The following is a 19,555-nucleotide window of genomic DNA, read 5'->3' as shown; positions in this document are numbered from 1 at the left end:
AGACCTTCAAGAAGTTCCGGGATGAACGCTGACCTTCTGCAATTCGGCCGCCGCATCCTCGCCGAACAACCCTTCAGCGTCCTGCTGGGCACCGAACTCACGGCCTTCGCACCGGGCCGCGCCGAACTGACTCTGGCCGTACGCCGCGAGCACCAGCAGCAGCACGGTTTTGTACACGGCGGCGTGGTCAGCTACCTGGCCGACAACGCCCTGACCTATGCCGGCGGCAGCGTCCTGCCGCAACAGGGCGTGGTGACCTCGGAATACAAGATCAATTACCTGCGTCCCGCCATCGGCCAAACCCTGGTCGCCCGTGCCAGCGTGCAATACGCCGGCCGGACGCAGGCCGTTTGCCGCTGCGATGTGTTTGCCGTCAATCAGGGCGAGGAGAAACTTTGCGCCACGGCGCAGGGCACCATCGTGCCGCTCGGCGCTGCGCCGGAATAGGGCCAGCCCATGGATCTGAACTTCAGTCCCGAAGAAAGCGCCTTCCGCGCCGAAGTCCGCAACTTCGTCGGCGAAAAACTGCCCGCGCACATCCGCGACAAGGTGATGAACGGCGTGCATCTGAATCGCGTCGACCACATACTCTGGCAGCGCACCCTGCACCAGCGCGGCTGGGGCGGCCCCGGCTGGCCCAGGGAATTCGGCGGCCCCGGCTGGACGCCGACCGAGCAATACATCTTCGAGGAGGAATGCGCCGCCGCCGGTGCGCCGCGCCTGATTTCCTTCGGCCTCAAGATGATCGCGCCGGTGCTGATGGCCTTCGGCACGCCGGCGCAGCAAGCCAGATTCCTGCCGAAGATCATGGCCGGCGAGGAATGGTGGTGCCAGGGCTATTCCGAACCCGGCGCCGGCTCCGATCTCGCCTCGGTGAAAACGCGGGCGGTAAGGGTTAACTCGCCTGAAGGCGACCACTACGTCGTCAATGGCCAGAAGACCTGGACCACGCTGGGCCAGTACGCCGACTGGATCTTCTGCCTGGTCCGCACCGATCCCGCGGCGAAGAAACAAAGCGGCATTTCCTTCCTGCTGATCGACATGAAATCGCCGGGCGTCACGGTGCGGCCGATCATCACCCTGGACGGCGCGCACGAAGTGAACGAAGTCTGGCTCGAAGAGGTCAGGGTGCCGGCGGCGAACCTGATCGGCGAGGAGAACAAGGGCTGGACCTACGCCAAATTCCTGCTCGGCCACGAACGCACCAACATCGCCGGCATCGGCATCGCCAAGCGCGAGCTGGCGCGCCTCAAGCGCATCGCCGAAGCCGAGGGGCGGCTGGCCGATGCGCTGTTCGCGGCGCGCGTGGCACAGATCGAGATCGACCTGATGGCGCTGGAAATCACCAATCTGCGCGTGCTCTCCGCGGAACGTGCGAAGAAGGCGCCGGGCCCGGAAGCATCGATCCTCAAGATCAAGGGCACGGAAATCCAGCAGGCCATCGCCGAACTCATGATGCAGGCCGTCGGTCCCTACGCCCTGCCCTTCGGCCAGCAGGACGTCGGCCCGGACTATGCCGCCAACCTCGGCGCCGGCTACTGCAATCTGCGCAAGCTGTCGATCTTCGGCGGCTCCAACGAAATCCAGAAGAACATCATCTCGCAGATGATCCTGGGGCTGTGAGGAACCGGGCATGAACTTCGACTACAGCGAAGACCAACGCGCGCTGGCCGACACCGTGCAGCGCTTCGTCGCCAGGGAATACACGTTCGAGAAGCGCCGCGCCATCCGCGATGCCGAACCCGGCTGGAGCCGCGAGGTCTGGCAGGGGCTGGCCGACCTCGGCGTGCTGGCGCTCAACATCGACGAGGATTACGGCGGGCTCGGCTACGGACCGCAGGAAACCGGGCTGGTGATGGGTGCTTTCGGCGCCGGCCTGCTGCTGGAGCCCTATCTGGCCGGCGCCGTGATCGCACCGGCGCTGATTCGCCGTACCGCCAGCGCCAACTTTCAGGAGCGATGGCTGCCGAACATCGCCACCGGCGAATCCATCGTCGTGCTGGCCCATGCCGATGCGCGCAACGAGCCGGTCACGGAAATCGGCGGCAACCTGTCGGGGCGCAAGGCGGTGGTCGCCCACGGCGGCTGCGCCGACCTGCTGCTGGTGTCGGCGCGCACCGCCGACGGCGGTACGGGACTCTTTGCCGTGACCTCGGGCGCCGAGAGCGTGCACCTGCGCGACTACCCGACGCTCGACGGCCAGCGCGCCGCGGATCTGGTGCTGAGCAATGCGCCGGCCACAAGAGTTGGCGCTGGCGACACGGCGCATGCCATCGAGGCGGCGCTCGACATCGGCCTCGCCGCGCTGTGTGCGGAGGCGGTCGGCATCATGGACGCAACCATCACCGCCACCACCGACTACCTCAAGACGCGCCAGCAGTTCGGCCAGCCCATCGGCCGCTTCCAGGCGCTGCAGCACCGCATGGCCGACATGCTGCTGCATCTGGAACAGGCGCGCTCGATGAGCTATCTTGCCGCGATGCATTGCACCGACGAAGATACCGCCGCACGCCAGCGCACGCTCTCGGCCGCCAAGGTGACCATCGGCCAGGCCTGTCGCTTCATCGCGCAAAACGCGGTGCAACTGCACGGCGGCATGGGCATGAGCGACGAGCTGATCCTGAGCCACTGGTTCAAGCGCCTGACCGTCATCGAAATGACATTCGGCGATACCGATTTCCATCTGCAGCGCTTCGCCACGAACCTGTCACAGGCGTCGCCCGCCGCATGACCGCAACGCTGGTCTGCGGCACGCTCGAACGCGCCGGCGCCGAAATCGACCGGCGCGCGGCAAGACTGGCCGGCGCGCTGGCCCGCCTCGGCGTCGAGGATGGCGGCACCGTCGCCGTGATGCTGAAGAACCATCCGGCCTACGTCGACATCATCCAGGGCTGCCGCATCGCCGGCGCCTATTACTGCCAGATCAACTGGCACTTCAAGCGCGACGAGGCCGGCTTCATCCTCAACGACTGCGGCGCGAACGTGCTGTTCATCCAGCCCGAACTGCTGGCCGCCATAGCCGGCGCGATCCCGGCCGAGGTGCAGGTGATCGTCATCGATCCGGATCACGCCGCAGGCGAATACGAATCCTGGCTCGCCGCGCAGGCGCCTTACGCCGGAGCGCCGCGCACGCCGCGCGGCCACATGGCCTACACCTCGGGCACCACCGGCCGGCCCAAGGGCGTGCGCCGCCTGCCGCCCACGCCGCAGCAGCAGGCCCTGGCCGCACAGGTCGTGAAGGATGCGCTGGGCATCTACCCCAGCGTGCGCAGCCTGGTCTCCGCGCCGCTCTACCACAGCGCACCGAGTTCCTTCGCCCAGCAATCGCTGCTGCAGGGTTCGCTGTTCGTGCTGGAGGAAAAGTTCGACGCCGAGGCCACGCTGGCCCTGATCGCGCGCCACCGCATCGACACCGTCTACCTGGTGCCGACGATGTACGTGCGCCTCTTGCGCCTGCCGGCCGAAGTCCGCTCGCGCTACGACCTGTCCTCGCTCAAGTTCGTCGCCTCGACCGGCTCGCCCTGCGCGCCCGAGGTCAAGCGCGCCATGATCGAATGGCTCGGCCCGGTGATCTACGAGGCCTATGCGTCGAGCGAAACCGGCTACATCACCGTGATGCCCCCGCAGGACGCGGCGCGCAAACCCGGCAGCGCGGGCCGCGCCGTCGGTCGCGCCGAAATCCGTATCTTCGATGACAACGGCCATACCCTGCCCAACGGCGAAATCGGCACCATCTACGCGCACCAACCGGCCTATTCCGACTTCAGCTACCACGGCAACGACGCCGCGCGCCGCGCCATCGAGCGCGAAGGCCTGATCAGCGTCGGCGACATGGGCTATCTCGATGCCGACGGCTTTCTCTACGTTTGCGATCGCGCCGCGGACATGGTGATCTCGGGCGGCGTGAATATCTACCCGGCCGAGATCGAACACGTGCTGATCACTCTGCCCGGCATCATCGACTGCGCCGTGGTCGGCATCCCCGACGACGAATTCGGCGAGTCGCTGGCGGCGCAGGTGGTGGCCGAAGCCGGTGCCACGCTCGATGCCGAAGCCATCCGCATGGCACTCAGCGAGCGCATCGCCGGCTACAAGGTGCCGCGCCGCATCGACATCGTGGACGCCCTGCCGCGCGACGACAACGGCAAGGTGCAGAAGCGCAAGATCCGCGATGTCTATTGGGGCGGCCGTTCGCGCAGGATATGAGCCTGATTGACCATGAAGACAAGCCGCCCAACGCCTGCCAATGCTTCCCTTTCCAGCCCTTCCCGTAAAGGCATAAGCGCTACCTTATCCTGTTCCTCCCCCTTCAAGGGGGAGGTTAGGTGGAGGATGGGGCAAGTATCCACAACATTTTCCCCCATCCCCACCCCAGCCCTCCCCTTGAAGGGGAGGGAGACGTGCATCGGCACGGTTAGGTTAGCGCACACGCCCGTCAAGGGAGAGGGGGATCAGGTGACGGCATGAATCCGCATCCCTTCGACACCGCCATCGCGCTGACACACGAGCCGCCCGACCGCTGGCGGGGCCGCACCAGCGACGACTACTGGAACATGGTCAGCCCCTATGGCGGCGTCACGGCCGGCGCCATGATGCAGGCCATGCTCGACCATCCCGAGCGGCGCGGCACGCCGCTGGCCTTTACGCTGAATTTCCTGGCGCCGATCAACGCCGGCGACTACGCGATCGACACCGAACTGGTGCGCGCCAACCGCAATAGCCAGCACTGGGCCATCCGCCTCTCGCAGGCCGGCCGCGTGCTGGCCCAGGCCATCGCCATCTGCGCCCTGCGCCGAGAAACCTGGAGCCTGGTCGAAGCCGCGCCGCCCGAGGTGCCGCCGCCCGAGCAATGCCCGCCGGCGCCGCCGCGCAAGGCCACGGGCTTCCTCCAGCGCTATGAGTTCCGCATCGTGCGCGGCACACCCTTCGCGGTGAACGAAGACAGCCTCTCCCATGTCTGGGTTTCCGACGTGCCGCCGCGCCCGCTCGACTTCGCTTCGCTGACCGCGCTGTGCGATTCCTTCCTGCCGCGCATCTTCCTGCGCCGGCCGGACTTCGTGCCGATCGGCACGGTCTCGATCAACATCTACTTCCATGCCGGCGAAGCAGCTCTGACCCGCCACGGCGCCGCACCGGTGCTGACCGTGGCCCAGGCCCAGGCCTTCAGCGACGGCCACTTCGACCACCACGGCCACGTCTGGAGCGCCGATGGCACACTGCTCGCCACCACCCAGCAACTGGTCTGGTACAAGGAATGAAATCAAAGGCCAAGGCATTTGCCACAGAGGACACAGAGATCACAGAGGAAAAACAGCAGCTAGTAGTCAGTCAACAAGGAAAAGGCGCATTCCCTGTAGGAGCGAGCTTGCTCGCGATAAGCCGCTATCGCGAGCAAGCTCGCTCCTACATCCATCGGTTTCAACATGTCTGCGTACTAGTGTTCCGATTCCAATTTTTGAGCTTTGATTCTCTCTGTGTGCTCTGTGTGCTCTGTGTCCTCTGTGGCTAAAAAGTTTTCCGAATAATCCGTAACCCATAGGAGCATCGCCATGACCCAGCAAGCCCGTGCTGTCATTTGCCGCGAAGTCGGCAAACCCGTCGTCGTCGAAACCGTCAGCGTCGATGCGCCGCAACGCGGCGAAGTGATGATCAAGCTCGCTGCCTGCGGCGTCTGCCACAGCGACCTGTCCGCCACCAACGGCACGCTGCCGCTGCCGCCGCCGGTAGTGCTGGGCCACGAAGGCGCCGGCAGCATCGTCGCGGTCGGCGAAGGCGTAACGGGCTTCGCCATCGGGGATCACGTCGTCAGCTCCTTCGTCAGCATGTGCGGCAAATGCCGCTACTGCCAGACCGGGCGCCCGCAGCTCTGCGACCAGGCCGCCAAGGCCGGCTTCACGCTGCCCGACGGCACCACGCGCTTCAAGGATGCCGCCGGCAAGCCGCTCAACATTTTCTCCGGCTGCGGCGTGATGGCCGAATACGCCACGCTGCACGTCGACAACGTGGTCAAGATCGATGCCGCGATGCCGCTCGACAAGGCCGCGCTGATCGGCTGCGGCGTGATGACCGGGGTCGGCGCCGCGGTCAATACGGCGAAAGTCGAACCGGGTTCGGCGACGGCGGTGTTCGGCTGCGGCGGCGTCGGCCTCAACGCCATCCAGGGCTGCGCCATCGCCGGCGCGCGCATCATCGTCGCGGTCGACACCTCGGATGCCAAGCTGGAAATGGCCAGGGCTTTCGGCGCCACGCACACGGTGAACCCGAAGAACGAAGAGAACGTGGTCAAGGCGCTGAAGAAGCTCACCGAGGGCGGCGCCGACTACGCCTTCGAATGCGTCGGCTTCGGCGAAGTCGCGGCACAGGCTTACGGCTGCCTGCGCAAGGGCGGCACGGCGGTGGTGGTCGGCGTCGCCGGCCCCAAGGACACCACCACCATCCGCACCGCGACGCTGACTTTCGAAGAGAAGACGCTGAAGGGCAGCTACTTCGGCTCGGCCCGCCCGCAGCAGGACTTTCCGCGCCTGATCGGCCTGTATCGCAGCGGCCGGCTCAAGCTCGACGAACTGATCACCCGCACCTACGGCATCGAGGAAGCGCCGCAGGCCTTCGCCGACCTCGCCGCAGGGCGCAATGCACGCGGCGTGATATTGTTCTGACCTGAATTTTCATCCACGGAGCGTGCCCTTGAAACACCGCAAACTGCATACCCTGCATCGGCCCGCCAAGCAGCCGAACGGCCTTCCTCCGCTGCTTTTCGTGCACGGCGGCTACATCCACGGCGGCTGCTGGGATGTGAACTTCATGCGGCATTTCAATGAACTTGGCTACAGCTGCCACGCCATCGATCTTTCCGGCCATGGCGCCAGCGAGGGCCGCGAGGATCTGCACAGCTACGACCTCGACCACTATGCCGCCGACGTCGCCCAGGCGGTGGCCGAACTGCCGGCACCGCCGGTGCTGATCGGGCATTCGATGGGCGCCGCGGTGGTGCAGCGCTATCTGGAAAAGGGCAAGGCCGCGGCCGTGATCATGATGGCGCCGGTGCCGGCCACCGGGCTCTCGGCCAGCAGCATCCAGCTCACCCGCAAACATCCGGATTTCCTGCGCGAAGCCGCCTACGCCGTGCGCGGCAAATACACCGCGAACACCATCCGCGTCATGCGCGAAGTGTATTTTTCACCCGACGTGAGCCACGAGGAATTTGTCGCCTTCCAGCCGCTGGTGCAGGACGAGTCGCGCACCGCGATCGCCGAGATGATGGCCCTGGCCTGGCGCCCGCCGGTACGCCGGCCGAAAATCCCGGCGCTGGTCATGGGCGGCGAACTCGACCAGGTGTTCCCCGCCAACCTGCTGCTGTACACCGCCACCGGCTGGAATGCCGAAACCTGCGTCGTGCCGCGCGCCGGACACATGCTGATGATGGAGCCGCAATGGACCGATGCGGCGGCCAAAATCGACAACTGGATGACGCGCCGCCTCGGCCTGAAAGTCGCAGCGGCAGCCTGAATCGAGCGTCGCGCAGAGAGGAGTAAGCCATGTTCAGCAAAGCCACCCTCGGCTTCCTCGACGAACTCGCCGCCAACAACGAGCGCGCCTGGTTCGAGGAGAACAAGCCGCGCTATGAAGAACTGGTGCGCGAACCCGCGCTGGAATTCATCGCCGCGATGGCGGCCCCGCTGGCGAAGTTCGCCCCGCACTTCCGCGCCGAGCCGCGCAAGATGGGCGGCTCGCTGATGCGCGTGTTCCGCGACACGCGCTTCGCCCGCGACAAGAGCCCCTACAAGACCAACATCGGCATCCAGTTGCGCCACGAGCTGGGCAAGGACGTCCATGCGCCGGGCTTCTACCTGCACATCGCGACGAACGAATGCTTCTTCGGTGCCGGCTGCTGGCATCCCGAGGCCGACGCGCTGGGACGCATCCGCGACCTGATCGCGGCGCAGCCGAAACGCTGGCTCGCGGCGCGCGATGACAAGAAGTTCTCCTCGCACTGGGCCCTGGCCGGCGACAGCCTGACGCGACCGCCGCGCGGCTACGCGGCCGACCACGCGGCGATCGAGGACTTGAAGCGCAAGGACTTCATCGGCCTCGCCGCGCTGTCCTTCAGCGACGCCACCGGCCCCGGCCTGGTCAAGCTCGCCAGCGAGCGCTTCGCCGCCGCCGCGCCGCTGATGAAATTCCTCTGCGAGGCGCAGGGCGTCCAGTATTAGCCGCCGCGCGGCATGTTGGAAATCCTCTACCGCGACGACCGCCTCGTCGCGATCAACAAGCCTGCCGGGCTACTGGTTCATCGCAGCAACATCGATCGCCACGAAACGCGCTTCGCCGTGCAATTGCTGCGCGACCAGATCGGGCAGCGCGTGCATCCGCTGCACCGGCTCGACAAGGGCACCTCGGGCGTGCTGCTGTTCGCCCTCGATGCCGACTGCGCGCGCGAAGTCGGCGGGCAGTTCCAGCGCGACGAAATAGCCAAGCGCTACCTCGCCGTCGTGCGCGGCTGGCCGCCGGAAGCCGGCCTCATCGACCATCCGCTGTCGCGCCAGTTCGACGACTACGGCCGCAAGCTGGGCGCCGACAGCGCCGCCGCCGCAGCGCTGCCGGCGGTCACCGAGTACCGCCGCCTGGCGAGGGTCGAACTGCCCGATGCGGTCGACCGCTACCCGAGCACGCGCTACGCGCTGGTCGAACTCTCGCCGCGCTCCGGCCGCCAGCACCAGTTGCGCCGCCATCTCAAGCACATCGCCCATCCCATCATCGGCGATGCCACCTGGGGCAAGGGCATACACAATCGCTTCTTCCAGCAACGCTTCGGCTGCGGGCGGCTGTTGCTGGCCTGCACCCGGCTCGAACTCCAGCATCCGCAGGACGGCCGCGCGCTCATCATCAGCGCGCCGCCGGAGCAAAGCTTCGCCGCTGTGCTCGGGGCATTGGGCTGGGACGGGATACACGGATAGCTTCAAGAGTTGGCGCTGGCGACACGGCGACCAGCGCCCCGCTGCATACGCCAGCCCGCCGCGAATCCGGACTGGCGGCCGCCGCGCCGTCGATGAATCTCAATCCACGACGAAACGGAACTGGTCGCGCCCGTGCCCGCCGAAGAAAATCGTGTCGCCCGGACTCAGCACCACCTCGCCCACCGGCGCGTCGATCTGGGCATTGAGGAAAGTGCCGTTGGTCGACTCCAGGTCGCGCAGCACCACCTTGTGATCGACGATGCCCACCCAGGCGTGGTGGTTTGACGCCCGCGGATCGGTGATGACGACGGTGTTGTCCTTGCTGCGTCCCACCGTGACCCCGGCGACCGTCACGGGAAAACTGTGGTCCTTCTGGCTGCCGCCCACGCACACCAGCCGCGGCACGGCTTCGCTCGGCAGCCGCGCTTCCTCGCGATCCGGCAACTCGCTGTGCGTGCCGACCGGCGTCGAGCGGACATGAACCCGCGTCGCAGTCGGATCGTAAGGCGCTTCCACGGAACGAACGACAGGCTTGTGGGGCGGCGCAGCGACTGCGCGGGACTTCGCCTCCTCCGCCTCCCGCTTCAGGCGCCGCTGCCGGTCACGGATCAGGGTCGCCGCAACGCCGATCAGGACCAGGGCAAACAATCCCCAGAAAACATAAAACTTGAGCACCTGCAAACCTCCTGATAAACGAAATGACGGGAGAGCGGATCGCGCCACCGCTTGCCCACAACAACGACAAGTGCAATATGCATTCTGCTTGCCATCCGATCCGCATGTTGCCATGTCATCCGGGAATAAGGAAGCGCCGGCTACTGAGCAAATCCATTGTGTGAGAAGGGTTAAGTCGAGTTTCCGTTCACCGCTGGCGATGCCGGCAAGAGTTGGCGCTGGCGCTACGGCGGCCTGACTCGCTGCAGGCGCCGCGCCACCACGTCGCATCGAACTTCGTCATGCAAGGCGTATCGAGGTTCTGCGGCTCCTATGCAAAGCGACCATCTCGATCAATAATCCTGCATCGGATAAGCATCCATGGGGTTCCGCAGCATGAAGACTGTGAGCATTGCCAGCGCCAAGTCGCAACTATCCGCCCTGATCGTCGCCGTCGAATCTGGTCAGCAAGTGCGCATCACCCGCCGCGGGAAACCCGTGGCACGCCTGGTTCCCTTCGCGAAACAAGAAAGCTTCGGCTGGGCTGATCTGCGCAAATGGGTAGCCGGACCCAGCTTGAGCTTGCCTGAAAGCAACTAGTCATTGACGGCCACCGCATCGTGGCGAGCTGGACAATGGCTTCATTGTGGAAATTTGTGGGATTCACATTTCCGGCTAACTCCGGCCAGTCGAATATTTTCCCGGTGGCAGCCACTCGAATTCTCTGTCAGTATTATCATTGCATATGCGGGCAGGCAACTTGGGCACACCCACGATGAATCAGGCAGTTACGGCGAACCGGCATGTTCAGCGAATTTCAATAGTACGGACCAGTGGGTCCGTTGAACAGCAGCTCGAGAGCCTCCATACACAATGACTGGCAACGCCTTCAAACTTAAGTCGCGGGAGGAGGTTGAGCGCTTCGAGGAACTGATGCGTCAGTACTCCGAAGTAAGAGCCGACGTGGCGCTGAACTACATCCCTTTGGTGAGAGCGTGGGACCAACTTCATCAACAAACGGATGGCGGTCGAGTATTTTCGGCGCTACTCGACATTTATCTCAACCTGCACATGCTTCATCTGGACCTCACTTCGGTGGGCGGAATATGGAACTCCCGCTTCTCGAAAGGAAAGCTTGAGGGAGGCTCGGTGCTCGACTCGAGCGCCAAGTTCTTCGGAAAAATGGACATTCACCGCTACTCCTCTGCATACATTCTTCGATACCGCGCCTTATGGGACAAGATCATGGGATTCCTTCTCCTCCTTTTTTTGCCCGAGGCCTACGATGGATTTTCGAATGCGAAGAGCAGAAAGAAATACTTTCGAGAGGTTGCATCAAGAATAGACAACCTACCGCAGGAGTTCGTGGCTGGCCTCCTGTCAGCTCTGGAGCAATTCGACAACACCTACCGCACGGCAGAAGCTCATGGGGCAGGCGCACTTCGTAAATGGTCGCTCACAATGGAAGGACTCGATAAAAAGCCGATGCGTGACCTAATGGGACATTGGAATTTTCTCGCTAAAGCGCTAATTGCTATCTGCGACGTATTCAATCAGCAAGATGAAAGCGAAAATGAAGCCCGCGAGACCCCGGCTCTAACCCTGTGACACAGGGAACACTGAACGCTAGGCCACACCTCACTGGAGCGCCCCGCAATGACCCCCGCTAGACTTCGTTGCCAAGCAGCATTGTTGGTCCTCCTCGCACTTGCTGCATGCACGGCTGAACCAACTACCTACGATGACTGCATTCTTCAGAAGGTAAAGGCGGGAATGGACAAGGCTGTCGCAGCTACTATTGCTAGCGCATGCCGAAGCAAGTTTCCAGAATTGTTGGGGGCAAAGTCATTGACGCAGCTCCCTCCAGATGCCTCGAGAAAGATCGATGGTCGCTTTGGTATTTCTAATCTTGGTGGGAGCGGCAATATCTACAACGGGAATGAGGACTGGATCGTCGAAGAAATAACAATCCTGCTTGCAGACCCGATCGAGTTAAAGAACAAGATCGGAGGCAAAGAAATGTCTCAGGGCAATGCAGCGCAGAGAATGGAGCGGTATAAAGTCACCGTTACAGTTCAACCGTTATCAAGCCACGACTTCTTCATTAGCGTCAATTGGCCTGCAAGCCAAAAACATGAGTGGCTCATTGTCGAGGCGAAAGGAACCCGATTGCCTTAGCAGCAGTTAAGCGATTCACTGTCCAATGGAGAGCTTCGATGTCAGACCAACGCCTTCCGCTAATTCAAGCCCTATCGGGATTGCTCGATCAAGAGGAAGTTATTCCCGATAGAACCAAGGAGATTATTCACGAGGCCCTCGTGTCTCGCGATGGTCAGGCCATTGACCGAGCGCTTGCTTCAATAAGGCTTCTTCCCGCCGAAGTCCGCGACCGTCTGCTGGCCCAAGCCACGCGCCAAAGTGCCGAAGAGGAAAACTTGTGGCAGTGGCTCGAAGAAGTTGTGAAGTCTCCTTCCCATACGCCACCTGATGAAACTCGCCACTAACATTGACCCCGCAGAGGCGTAGCCCATCGGTCAACATGGAGGCTACGCAATGAGGCCGCCCAGCGCTGGTTAGCTATACGTTTCTGAGCGCCCGCATTCTCTAACTACCCGGGTCTGCTATGGGCACAAAGCACCGATAGCAGTGTTGCGACCGGCCGTTGACTCACTCTGGCTCACGACTTCCAGCGAACGGTTGCACGGATAAAAAACCGGCGGTCGTTCAAGCCACAAGCCATCCGCCGAACAATCCACCTGAGCCGCGCGAGCGCGGCTATTCCCCAAGAGTTGGCGCTGGCGACACGCCGAGGTGGCGCCCAACCTCGACCGCCGGCCGCGTCAGCGCCCCCGCTGCCCCGCCGCGGCGGCGACGTCCTCGCGGATCGGCCGGATCGGTCTGACTTCGATGCTGCCGACACGCGCGGGCGGAATTTTCGCGGCGACCTGGATGGCTTCGTTGAGGTCGCGGGCTTCGATCAGGTAGAAGCCGGCGAGCTGTTCCTTGGTCTCGGCGAAGGGGCCGTCGGTGATGACCAGCTTGCCGTTGCGCACGCGCAAGGTGCTGGCGGTATGCACCGATTGCAGTGCCTCGGAGGCAAGGCAGTGGCCGCTGCTGCGGACCGCTTCGTCATAGGCGACGCACTCGGCGTCGGGCAGTTCGTCGAGCCGGTTTTCGTCGAGATAGACCAGGCAGAGATATTTCATCGTGTGCTCCCGTGGATGAGACAGGCCCGGGCCGGGCCGCCGAGCGTGGCGGCGGCCCGGCGCGCGGCTATTTCATGGAATGCATGCCCAGCATGTTGCCTTCGGTGTCGATCGCCAGCGCGATGAAGCCGTGTTCGGCGATGGACATTTTCTCGCGGAACAGCTTGCCGCCGGCGCCGGCGACGCGCGCGGCCTCGACCGTGCAATCCTCGCAGGCGAAATACACCAGCGTGCTGTTGCCGCCCGAGGGGAAGCCTTCCATTTTCACAAGCGAACCCGCGCAGCCGCCGCGGTCCATGGCCATGGGGAAGGCCCACATTTCCAGTTCTCCGGCGGGCGCCTTGAGCTGCTGCAGCGTAGTGGCGAACACGGTTTCATAGAAGCGCCGGGCGCGCGCCATGTCCTGCACGTAGATTTCAAACCAGCGGACGGGATTCTCGGTCATTGCTTCTCCTTTCGATGGTTGGCGCGCAAGCCGCGCCGGAGGGATTCAGACCTTTTCGCCGAGGCCGAGTTCGCGGGCCAGCTCGATTGCCGGACACTGGACGAAGTCGTCCATTTCGAAGAATTCGCGCACCTCGATCTCGCCATCGCGGTCGGGGCCGACCGGGTTGGGGAAGCGCTTGCTCCAGGCCAGGGCTTCCTCCCGCGACTTGACCTGGATGATGGTGTAGCCGGCGATCAGCTCCTTGGTCTCGGCGAAGGGCCCATCGACGACGCTGCGGCTGCCGCCGCCGTAGCGGATGCGCCAGCCTTTGCTGGTGGGCTTGAGGCCCGAGCCGTCGATCAGGACGCCGGCCTGCGCCATTTCCTGGTGAAATTGAATCATCTCGGTCAACAGGGCTTCCTCGGGCATCACGCCGGCTTCCGAGTCGGCGCTGGCTTTGACGATGATCATGAAGCGCATGGTGTTTCTCCTTGGCTGGGTGGGGGATTGCGGTTCGCTTTGAGCCGCTCCTGCTCACTGGTCGAACGCGCGGCGCCGAAATCGACAGCGTTGTGAAAATTTGTTCATGGCCGGTCCAGTTCGGCCAGGCGGCGTTCGATAAAGCGCCGCTCGGGCGCCTGCTGCGTTAGCTCCAGGGCGCGCCGGTAGGCGGCGCGGGCCTCGTCCTTCCGGCCCAGGCGGCGGCAGAGGTCGGCCTGGGTGGCGTGGGCGAAACGGTAGTCGGCCAAGTCGCCGCGCGCCAGCAGGGCCTCGACCAGCGCCAGCCCGGCCGCGGCGCCGTCCTCCATGGCGACGGCCACGGCGCGGTTCAGCTCGATCACCGGCGAGGGTTCGGCGCGCAGCAGCAGGTCGTAAAGGCCGACGATTTCTTTCCAGTCGGTGGCGCCGGGGCTGGGGGCCTCGGCCAGCACCGCGGCGATCGCGGCCTGCAGCGTATAGGGGCCGAAGCGGCGCGTGCGCAGGGCGACTTCGACCAGCGCGGCGCCCTCGCCGATCAGCTCGCGCTGCCACAGCGTGCGGTCCTGGTCTTCGAGCCGGATCAATTCGCCGCCGGGCGAGGCGCGTGCGCTGCGCCGCGATTCGTGCAGCAGCATCAGGGCCAGCAGGCCGGCCGCTTCGGGCTCCGGCTCGGGCAGCAGTTCGAGCAACAGGCGGCCGAGGCGGATCGCCTCGGCCGAGAGATCGTGCCGCGTCAGGTCGGCGCCGAGCGAGGCCGAATAGCCTTCGTTGAAGACCAGGTAGATCACCCGCAGCACGCTGTCGAGCCGTTCCGCCAGTTCCTCGACGGACGGCACCTGGTAGGGAATGCCGGCATCGCGGATCTTGGCCTTGGCGCGCACGATGCGCTGCGCCAGGGTGGGCGCCGGCGTCAGGAAGGCATGGGCGATTTCCTCGGTGGTGAGGCCGCAGACCTCGCGCAGCGTCAGGGCGACCTGCGCATCCGGCCCCAGCGCCGGATGGCAGCAGGTGAAGATCAGGCGCAGGCGGTCGTCTTCGATGCCATCGCCGGAGTTGTCGGCGGTTTCGTCGGTGGTTTGGTCGGGAATCGCCTCGATCTGCTCGGCCATGTCCTCGATCGAGGCGAAGCGCGCACCGCGGCGGATGCCGTCGATGGCCTTGAAACGCCCCACCGACACCAGCCAGGCGCGCGGATTGGCGGGCAGCCCGTCGCGCGGCCAGTGCTCCAGCGCGGCGCGAAAGGCTTCGTGCAGCGCCTCCTCGGCCAGGTCGAAATCGCCCAGCAGGCGGATCAGCGTCGCCAGCACGCGCCGCGATTCATTGCGGTAGACGGCCTCCAGCGTGGCGCCGATGGCCGCAACGGAGGCTTCGCTCGCGGCGGGCCGTGCCGATTCGCGGAAAGACAGATTGTTCATATGTCAATCGTCGCGCCGATCGCCGAAAAGATCAACGCCGTCGTTGCCGGACCGCTACCCACCCGCTTACCCGCCCGGTACCGACGGGAACCAAAAAACGCGCGTCATAATGTACATTTCCCGCTGGGCGGTCCTCAAACTGACGAGGCAAGGGCATGAAGGTAATCGGTGAATTCACGGCAGACAGCCGGCGCGAAACCCTGCAGGTGGACGGCTGCCCCTATGTCGCGACGTGGGAGGTATCCGCGGGCTACGTCGAGGTGCCCGGCATCACGGAGTACGCCGTGCGCGTGGACGACGCGGCCGGCAACGATCTGGTGTACATGCGCTGGCTGCTGGTGGACATGGGCGTCACCGGCGGCAAGGACGGCACGCTGGAAGCGCTCGAATCGCACTCTCCGGTGGGGGACGACTGGGCGGCCTGCCTCAGGAGAAACTGCGAGCAATGCCCGCCCTCGTTGATGGAGGCGGGCGCGATAGCCTTGCTGGCGCTGATCGCCTCCCCGCCCGAACATCAGGGACACGGGCTCGGTACGCCCCTGGCGCGGGCCTTTGCGCAGACGGTGCTGGCGCGGCGCGGGGTGCGCGCCTTCTGGATCCAGCCCATGCCGCTGGTGGAACATGCCGCGACCGGCGCCTTCAAACCCAAGCATCAAACGGATTCGCCGCTGTTCGACCAAGCCAAAGGCCGGCTCGAACGGCACTATGAGCGCAGCATAGACGCGAAATGGACCTGCCCGGATTATTTGCGGGTCGATCTGATTCCCCCCGAAACGACCTGATTCCCCTGCGCGGGCAGGCAGCGGCGACGCAAATCCCGCATGCGCGTAAGATGTCGCCCTTTTCCGCGATTGCCAAGCCTGGCGAGCGCGGAGCCCCAGCCGAGAATCCCCCATGTCCGATGCCCTGGTCCCCCTGCTTGCTGCCGCGCTCGATGCGCGCGCGGAACTCCTGCCGCGCCTGCACGCCGAGCAGACCGACGCCTACCGCCTGTTCCACGGCAGCGTCGAGGGCCATCCGGGCCTGACCATCGACCGCTACGGCGACCTGCTGCTGGTGCAGTGCTTCCACAGCCCGCTGGCGCCGGAAACCCTGGCCGCCGTGGAGGCCTTCTACACCCCGCTGCTGCCCGGCCTGATCACGGTCTACAACGATCGCAGCCACGCCAATTCGCGTATCGGCAATCCGCTGCCGGCGGAGCAGATCGACGCGGCGATGATGCCGCGCGAAATCCACGAAATGGGCGTCAACTACCGCATCGCCGGCCGTCACGCGGGCCAGGACCCCTGGCTGTTCCTCGACCTGCGCGCGGCGCGGCGGCGCGTGATGCAGGAAGTGCCGGGCAAATCGCTGCTGAACCTGTTTGCCTATACCTGCGGCGTCGGCATCGCGGCGGCCAAGGCCGGCGCGCGCTTCGTGGTCAATGTCGATTTCGCCGAATCCAGCATTTCAGTCGGCAAGGAAAATGCGCGCCTCAACGATCTGCCGGTGCGCCCGCGCTTCGTCCTCAGCGACGCTTTCGCCGCGATGCGCCAGTACGCCGGGCTGGGCCAGGCCGAACGGGTGCGCGGCAAGCGCATGCCGCCCTTCCCCAAGCTCGACGCGCAGAGCTTCGACCTGGTCTTCCTCGATCCGCCGCGCTACGCCAAGAGCCCCTTCGGCGTGGTGGACCTGATCAACGACTACGCCTCGGTGTTCAAGCCGGCCCTGCTGTGCACCAGCCCGGGCGGCACGCTGATCTGCACCAACAACGTCGCCGACGTGCAACGCGATGCCTGGCTCGACCAACTGCAGCGCAGCGCCGCCAAGGCCGGACGGCCGATCCGCGAGATGGAGTGGATCATGCCGGAGGCCGATTTCCCCAGTTCCGACGGCCAGCCGCCGCTCAAGATCGCCCTGCTGCGCGTGTAGGCCGCGGCCCGCCGCGCCGCCGCACCGCCGCACCGCCGCGGCAAATCGAGTCCGGCGTAGTTCGCCGACGACATGAAGTCCACAGGGCCCGCGATAGCGGTAGCGCGCGCCTCTGCCTAGACTTTGTGGCATGGCAGCGATCGGTAACAACACCTACCTCGTCACAGTATCCGCCGGCAGCGTCGACCGCAGCTTCACGGTAAGCGGGTTGTCCGCCGACGAGGTGCACCAGTTGCTGTCGCGCGCTGCCGAAGGCAGGGCCTACCGGGTGGTCGAACTGAGCGTCGATCCGGCGCAGGGCCCGGCACTGAACAACCTGACCGATGCCACGGGCACCCTGGGCGTCGTCTTCATCGTCACGGCCCTGGTGCTGCGCCGCCTGAAACGCTGGCTGCAGCAATAAGTCCTGCCCGAACCCGCATCACCGCGTCGGTCGCCGCGTGATTTGCGCGGCCGTCTCGGCCTGCTCCGGGCGAGTGTCTGTCACGGGCCAACAAAATCGGGCAATTTCGCCCAAACTCTGCGATAATGCGCGGTTCTCCGGCCGGTTACAGCATGCCCGGCCCGCCTTTTCCCCGAAATTCCCTGCCCAGCGCAGGCACGCCATGACCACCTCCCCAGATCTTAATGCCGCCGGGTTCGACACCCTCGGGCTCGCAGCACCATTGCTTGCAGCCCTGGCCGACGTCGGCTACGAAACCCCTTCGCCGATCCAGGCCGCCTGCATCCCCGTGCTGCTGGCCGGCCACGACCTGCTGGGCGAGGCGCAGACCGGCACCGGCAAGACGGCGGCATTCGCCCTGCCGCTGCTGCAGAAGATCGACCTCAAGCGCGCCGTGCCGCAGGCCCTGATCCTGACGCCGACGCGCGAACTGGCGATCCAGGTCGCGGAAGCCTTGCAGAAATACGCCCACCACATGCCCGGCTTCCATGTGCTGCCGATCTACGGCGGACAAAGCATGGTGGTGCAGTTGCGCGCCCTGTCGCGCGGCACCCACGTCATCGTCGGCACCCCGGGGCGTGTCATGGACCACCTGGAGCGCAAGAGCCTGGTGCTCAACAACCTATCGATGCTGGTGCTCGACGAAGCAGACGAAATGCTGCGCATGGGCTTCATCGACGACGTCAAGTGGATCCTCGAACACACGCCAGCGGAGCGCCAGACCGCGCTGTTCTCGGCCACCATGCCCGACGTGATCCGCCGCGTGGCGCGCGAGCACCTGCGCGAGCCCCAGGAAATCAAGATCCGCTCGGCCACCTCGACGGTCGTTACCACCAGCCAGTCCTACTGCCAGACCCACAGCGGGCAGAAGCTCGAAGCGCTGACGCGCATCCTCGAAGTCGAAGATGACTTCGATGCCGCCATCGTCTTCGTCCGCACCAAGACCGCCACCGTCGAAATCGCCGACAAGCTGGAGGCGCGCGGCTATTCCGTTGCGGCGCTCAACGGCGACCTGACCCAGGGCCTGCGCGAGCAGGTGATCGAACGGCTCAAGGCCGGCACCATCGACATCGTGGTCGCCACCGACGTCGCCGCGCGCGGCCTCGACGTGGCGCGCGTCAGCCATGTCATCAACTACGACGTGCCTTACGACACCGAGGCCTACGTGCACCGCATCGGCCGCACCGGCCGGGCGGGCCGCACCGGCCGCGCCATCCTGTTCCTGGCGCCGCGCGAGATGTACATGCTGAAGCTGATCGAGCGCGCCACCAAGCAGAAGATCACCGCACTGACCATGCCGACGCCGGGCGAGGTGGCGAACCGCCGCGTCGCGCAGTTCACCCAGCAGATCGTCGACATCATCAAGACCGAGAAGCTGGACTTCTTCTTCGACGTGGTGCGCCGCATCGAAGGCGAGAACGACATCGCGGCGCGCGAGATCGCCGCCGCGCTGGCCTGGCTGGCGACGCGCGAGCGTCCGCTGCAAATGCCCGGCGCCAACGACCATGCGCCGCGTGAGGTGGGATCAACTCCTGCCGTAGCGCCAGCGCCAACTCCTGCGCGCGACTTCGAACGCAAGCCGGATTTCAAGGCCCGCACCAAGCCGGCCGAAAGCTATCCGGCCGCCGAGCCGCGCCGCGAGCGCCCGGCCGGCCGCAGCGATACGCCGGTCAAGCAGCGCACGTTCGCCGACGGCGCCACGATGCAGCGCTACCGCATCGAGATCGGCCGCAACCAGGGCGTGCTGCCCAAGGAAATCGTCGGCGCCATCGCCAACGAAGCAGGCATCGCCGGCAAGGACATCGGCCAGATCAACCTGTTCGAAGACTACAGCTCGGTGGAACTGCCGGCCAATCTGTCGGACGATCTGATGGATATCCTGCGCCGCATCCGCGTGCGCCAGTTCGCGCTCAAGACACGCGTCATGGAAGCGGGCGAGTTCGTCGACACCCGCCCGCCGCGCCGCGCGCCGCCTGCCCGCGACGGCAAGAAGCCGGACTGGAAAAAACCCGCCGGCGCCAAGCCGGAATGGAAGAAGCGCGAACGCTGAGCCCTGCGCCGGCATT

At 65.1% G+C, this 19,555-nt stretch carries 22 protein-coding genes; 17 read left to right on the top strand and 5 right to left on the bottom strand.

Features of this window, described 5'->3' with window-relative positions; translation table 11 throughout:
• The first annotated feature begins 21 nt into the window (after positions 1-21).
• The 9 genes from RMO95_RS01510 to RMO95_RS01470 all read left to right on the top strand — a co-directional run bounded on the left by RMO95_RS01510 (position 22) and on the right by RMO95_RS01470 (position 8,954).
• On the top strand, positions 22-447 hold the full coding sequence (locus tag RMO95_RS01510) for a PaaI family thioesterase (protein ID WP_310448816.1): 426 nt from the start codon (positions 22-24) through the stop codon (positions 445-447).
• Positions 448-456: 9 nt separating this feature from the next.
• Positions 457-1,623 (top strand): acyl-CoA dehydrogenase family protein, encoded by a 1,167-nt coding sequence (locus RMO95_RS01505; protein ID WP_310448815.1) that lies wholly within the window; start codon positions 457-459, stop codon positions 1,621-1,623.
• Positions 1,624-1,633: 10 nt separating this feature from the next.
• Positions 1,634-2,731 carry an acyl-CoA dehydrogenase gene (locus RMO95_RS01500; protein WP_310448814.1) on the top strand — a complete coding sequence of 366 codons (1,098 nt, stop codon included), beginning with the start codon at positions 1,634-1,636 and terminating at the stop codon, positions 2,729-2,731.
• A complete protein-coding gene (locus RMO95_RS01495) occupies positions 2,728-4,206 on the top strand; it encodes an AMP-binding protein (RefSeq protein WP_310448813.1) in 1,479 nt (492 codons plus the stop codon). Before RMO95_RS01500 ends, RMO95_RS01495 begins: the two co-directional genes overlap by 4 nt.
• Positions 4,207-4,463: 257 nt before the next feature.
• Positions 4,464-5,258 (top strand): thioesterase family protein, encoded by a 795-nt coding sequence (locus RMO95_RS01490; RefSeq protein ID WP_310448812.1) that lies wholly within the window; start codon positions 4,464-4,466, stop codon positions 5,256-5,258.
• 291 nt (positions 5,259-5,549) lie between these two features.
• Positions 5,550-6,656 carry a Zn-dependent alcohol dehydrogenase gene (locus tag RMO95_RS01485; RefSeq protein WP_310448811.1) on the top strand — a complete coding sequence of 369 codons (1,107 nt, stop codon included), beginning with the start codon at positions 5,550-5,552 and terminating at the stop codon, positions 6,654-6,656.
• Positions 6,657-6,684: 28 nt separating this feature from the next.
• The gene (locus tag RMO95_RS01480; RefSeq protein ID WP_310448810.1) at positions 6,685-7,506 is read left to right on the top strand and encodes an alpha/beta hydrolase; all 822 of its coding nucleotides are present in this window, start codon (positions 6,685-6,687) and stop codon (positions 7,504-7,506) included.
• A gap of 29 nt (positions 7,507-7,535) precedes the next feature.
• Positions 7,536-8,210 carry a DUF2461 domain-containing protein gene (locus RMO95_RS01475; RefSeq protein WP_310448809.1) on the top strand — a complete coding sequence of 225 codons (675 nt, stop codon included), beginning with the start codon at positions 7,536-7,538 and terminating at the stop codon, positions 8,208-8,210.
• A 12-nt stretch (positions 8,211-8,222) separates the two neighbouring features.
• Positions 8,223-8,954, top strand: a complete 732-nt coding sequence (locus tag RMO95_RS01470; RefSeq protein WP_310448808.1) for a pseudouridine synthase — start codon at positions 8,223-8,225, stop codon at positions 8,952-8,954.
• Between the two features lie 99 nt (positions 8,955-9,053).
• Here the strand turns inward: RMO95_RS01470 and RMO95_RS01465 are convergent, their stop codons facing one another.
• Positions 9,054-9,629: an FHA domain-containing protein gene (locus tag RMO95_RS01465; protein ID WP_310448807.1), complete on the bottom strand. Its 576-nt coding sequence runs from the start codon at positions 9,627-9,629 to the stop codon at positions 9,054-9,056.
• Positions 9,630-9,989: 360 nt separating this feature from the next.
• Between RMO95_RS01465 and RMO95_RS01460 the strand changes: the two genes are divergently transcribed.
• The 4 genes from RMO95_RS01460 (at position 9,990) to RMO95_RS01445 (ending at position 12,112) form a co-directional block, all read left to right on the top strand.
• Positions 9,990-10,208 (top strand): type II toxin-antitoxin system prevent-host-death family antitoxin, encoded by a 219-nt coding sequence (locus tag RMO95_RS01460; protein WP_310448806.1) that lies wholly within the window; start codon positions 9,990-9,992, stop codon positions 10,206-10,208.
• Positions 10,209-10,481: 273 nt separating this feature from the next.
• A complete protein-coding gene (locus tag RMO95_RS01455) occupies positions 10,482-11,216 on the top strand; it encodes a hypothetical protein (protein WP_310448805.1) in 735 nt (244 codons plus the stop codon).
• Between the two features lie 165 nt (positions 11,217-11,381).
• Positions 11,382-11,786: a hypothetical protein gene (locus RMO95_RS01450; RefSeq protein ID WP_310448804.1), complete on the top strand. Its 405-nt coding sequence runs from the start codon at positions 11,382-11,384 to the stop codon at positions 11,784-11,786.
• 38 nt (positions 11,787-11,824) lie between these two features.
• Positions 11,825-12,112 (top strand): hypothetical protein, encoded by a 288-nt coding sequence (locus tag RMO95_RS01445; protein WP_310448803.1) that lies wholly within the window; start codon positions 11,825-11,827, stop codon positions 12,110-12,112.
• A 336-nt stretch (positions 12,113-12,448) separates the two neighbouring features.
• On the opposite strand, the gene RMO95_RS01440 is transcribed toward RMO95_RS01445, so the two are convergent.
• The 4 genes from RMO95_RS01440 to RMO95_RS01425 all read right to left on the bottom strand — a co-directional run bounded on the left by RMO95_RS01440 (position 12,449) and on the right by RMO95_RS01425 (position 15,136).
• Positions 12,449-12,814 carry a YciI family protein gene (locus RMO95_RS01440; protein ID WP_310448802.1) on the bottom strand — a complete coding sequence of 122 codons (366 nt, stop codon included), beginning with the start codon at positions 12,812-12,814 and terminating at the stop codon, positions 12,449-12,451.
• A 67-nt stretch (positions 12,815-12,881) separates the two neighbouring features.
• Entirely contained in the window at positions 12,882-13,259 is a 378-nt protein-coding gene (locus RMO95_RS01435; RefSeq protein ID WP_310448801.1) for a VOC family protein, read from the bottom strand.
• A gap of 45 nt (positions 13,260-13,304) precedes the next feature.
• A complete protein-coding gene (locus tag RMO95_RS01430; protein ID WP_310448800.1) occupies positions 13,305-13,721 on the bottom strand; it encodes a YciI family protein in 417 nt (138 codons plus the stop codon).
• Between the two features lie 104 nt (positions 13,722-13,825).
• Positions 13,826-15,136, bottom strand: coding sequence for an RNA polymerase sigma factor (locus RMO95_RS01425; RefSeq protein ID WP_310448799.1), 1,311 nt, complete (start codon positions 15,134-15,136; stop codon positions 13,826-13,828).
• 155 nt (positions 15,137-15,291) lie between these two features.
• Between RMO95_RS01425 and RMO95_RS01420 the strand changes: the two genes are divergently transcribed.
• From RMO95_RS01420 to RMO95_RS01405, 4 genes are all read left to right on the top strand, one after another.
• The gene (locus tag RMO95_RS01420) at positions 15,292-15,918 is read left to right on the top strand and encodes a hypothetical protein (protein WP_310448798.1); all 627 of its coding nucleotides are present in this window, start codon (positions 15,292-15,294) and stop codon (positions 15,916-15,918) included.
• 112 nt (positions 15,919-16,030) lie between these two features.
• Entirely contained in the window at positions 16,031-17,047 is a 1,017-nt protein-coding gene (locus RMO95_RS01415; RefSeq protein ID WP_310448797.1) for a class I SAM-dependent rRNA methyltransferase, read from the top strand.
• Positions 17,048-17,177: 130 nt separating this feature from the next.
• On the top strand, positions 17,178-17,450 hold the full coding sequence (locus tag RMO95_RS01410; protein ID WP_310448796.1) for a hypothetical protein: 273 nt from the start codon (positions 17,178-17,180) through the stop codon (positions 17,448-17,450).
• 202 nt (positions 17,451-17,652) lie between these two features.
• Complete coding sequence (locus RMO95_RS01405) at positions 17,653-19,539, top strand: DEAD/DEAH box helicase (RefSeq protein WP_310448795.1); 1,887 nt, start codon at positions 17,653-17,655, stop codon at positions 19,537-19,539.
• Positions 19,540-19,555 lie beyond the last annotated feature (16 nt).

Origin of the sequence: Sulfuritalea sp. (assembly GCF_031426875.1) — a bacterium.
Lineage (GTDB): Bacteria > Pseudomonadota > Gammaproteobacteria > Burkholderiales > Rhodocyclaceae > Sulfuritalea.
Note: the sequence above shows the minus strand (reverse complement) of the source record. Positions and strands in the feature narration are given on the sequence as shown.

What these genes read in the sequence shown, in the direction of transcription:
- RMO95_RS01460 (WP_310448806.1), top strand. Translation starts at nt 9,990, where the DNA reads ATGGGGTTCCGCAGCATGAAGACTGTGAGCATTGCCAGCGCCAAGTCG.
- RMO95_RS01450 (WP_310448804.1), top strand. Translation starts at nt 11,382, where the DNA reads ATGGACAAGGCTGTCGCAGCTACTATTGCTAGCGCATGCCGAAGCAAG.
- RMO95_RS01490 (WP_310448812.1), top strand. Translation starts at nt 4,464, where the DNA reads ATGAATCCGCATCCCTTCGACACCGCCATCGCGCTGACACACGAGCCG.
- RMO95_RS01495 (WP_310448813.1), top strand. Translation starts at nt 2,728, where the DNA reads ATGACCGCAACGCTGGTCTGCGGCACGCTCGAACGCGCCGGCGCCGAA.
- RMO95_RS01445 (WP_310448803.1), top strand. Translation starts at nt 11,825, where the DNA reads ATGTCAGACCAACGCCTTCCGCTAATTCAAGCCCTATCGGGATTGCTC.
- RMO95_RS01475 (WP_310448809.1), top strand. Translation starts at nt 7,536, where the DNA reads ATGTTCAGCAAAGCCACCCTCGGCTTCCTCGACGAACTCGCCGCCAAC.
- RMO95_RS01410 (WP_310448796.1), top strand. Translation starts at nt 17,178, where the DNA reads ATGGCAGCGATCGGTAACAACACCTACCTCGTCACAGTATCCGCCGGC.
- RMO95_RS01500 (WP_310448814.1), top strand. Translation starts at nt 1,634, where the DNA reads ATGAACTTCGACTACAGCGAAGACCAACGCGCGCTGGCCGACACCGTG.
- RMO95_RS01420 (WP_310448798.1), top strand. Translation starts at nt 15,292, where the DNA reads ATGAAGGTAATCGGTGAATTCACGGCAGACAGCCGGCGCGAAACCCTG.
- RMO95_RS01415 (WP_310448797.1), top strand. Translation starts at nt 16,031, where the DNA reads ATGTCCGATGCCCTGGTCCCCCTGCTTGCTGCCGCGCTCGATGCGCGC.
- RMO95_RS01430 (WP_310448800.1), bottom strand. Translation starts at nt 13,721, where the DNA reads ATGCGCTTCATGATCATCGTCAAAGCCAGCGCCGACTCGGAAGCCGGC.
- RMO95_RS01435 (WP_310448801.1), bottom strand. Translation starts at nt 13,259, where the DNA reads ATGACCGAGAATCCCGTCCGCTGGTTTGAAATCTACGTGCAGGACATG.
- RMO95_RS01455 (WP_310448805.1), top strand. Translation starts at nt 10,482, where the DNA reads ATGACTGGCAACGCCTTCAAACTTAAGTCGCGGGAGGAGGTTGAGCGC.
- RMO95_RS01440 (WP_310448802.1), bottom strand. Translation starts at nt 12,814, where the DNA reads ATGAAATATCTCTGCCTGGTCTATCTCGACGAAAACCGGCTCGACGAA.
- RMO95_RS01405 (WP_310448795.1), top strand. Translation starts at nt 17,653, where the DNA reads ATGACCACCTCCCCAGATCTTAATGCCGCCGGGTTCGACACCCTCGGG.
- RMO95_RS01425 (WP_310448799.1), bottom strand. Translation starts at nt 15,136, where the DNA reads ATGAACAATCTGTCTTTCCGCGAATCGGCACGGCCCGCCGCGAGCGAA.
- RMO95_RS01485 (WP_310448811.1), top strand. Translation starts at nt 5,550, where the DNA reads ATGACCCAGCAAGCCCGTGCTGTCATTTGCCGCGAAGTCGGCAAACCC.
- RMO95_RS01470 (WP_310448808.1), top strand. Translation starts at nt 8,223, where the DNA reads ATGTTGGAAATCCTCTACCGCGACGACCGCCTCGTCGCGATCAACAAG.
- RMO95_RS01505 (WP_310448815.1), top strand. Translation starts at nt 457, where the DNA reads ATGGATCTGAACTTCAGTCCCGAAGAAAGCGCCTTCCGCGCCGAAGTC.
- RMO95_RS01510 (WP_310448816.1), top strand. Translation starts at nt 22, where the DNA reads ATGAACGCTGACCTTCTGCAATTCGGCCGCCGCATCCTCGCCGAACAA.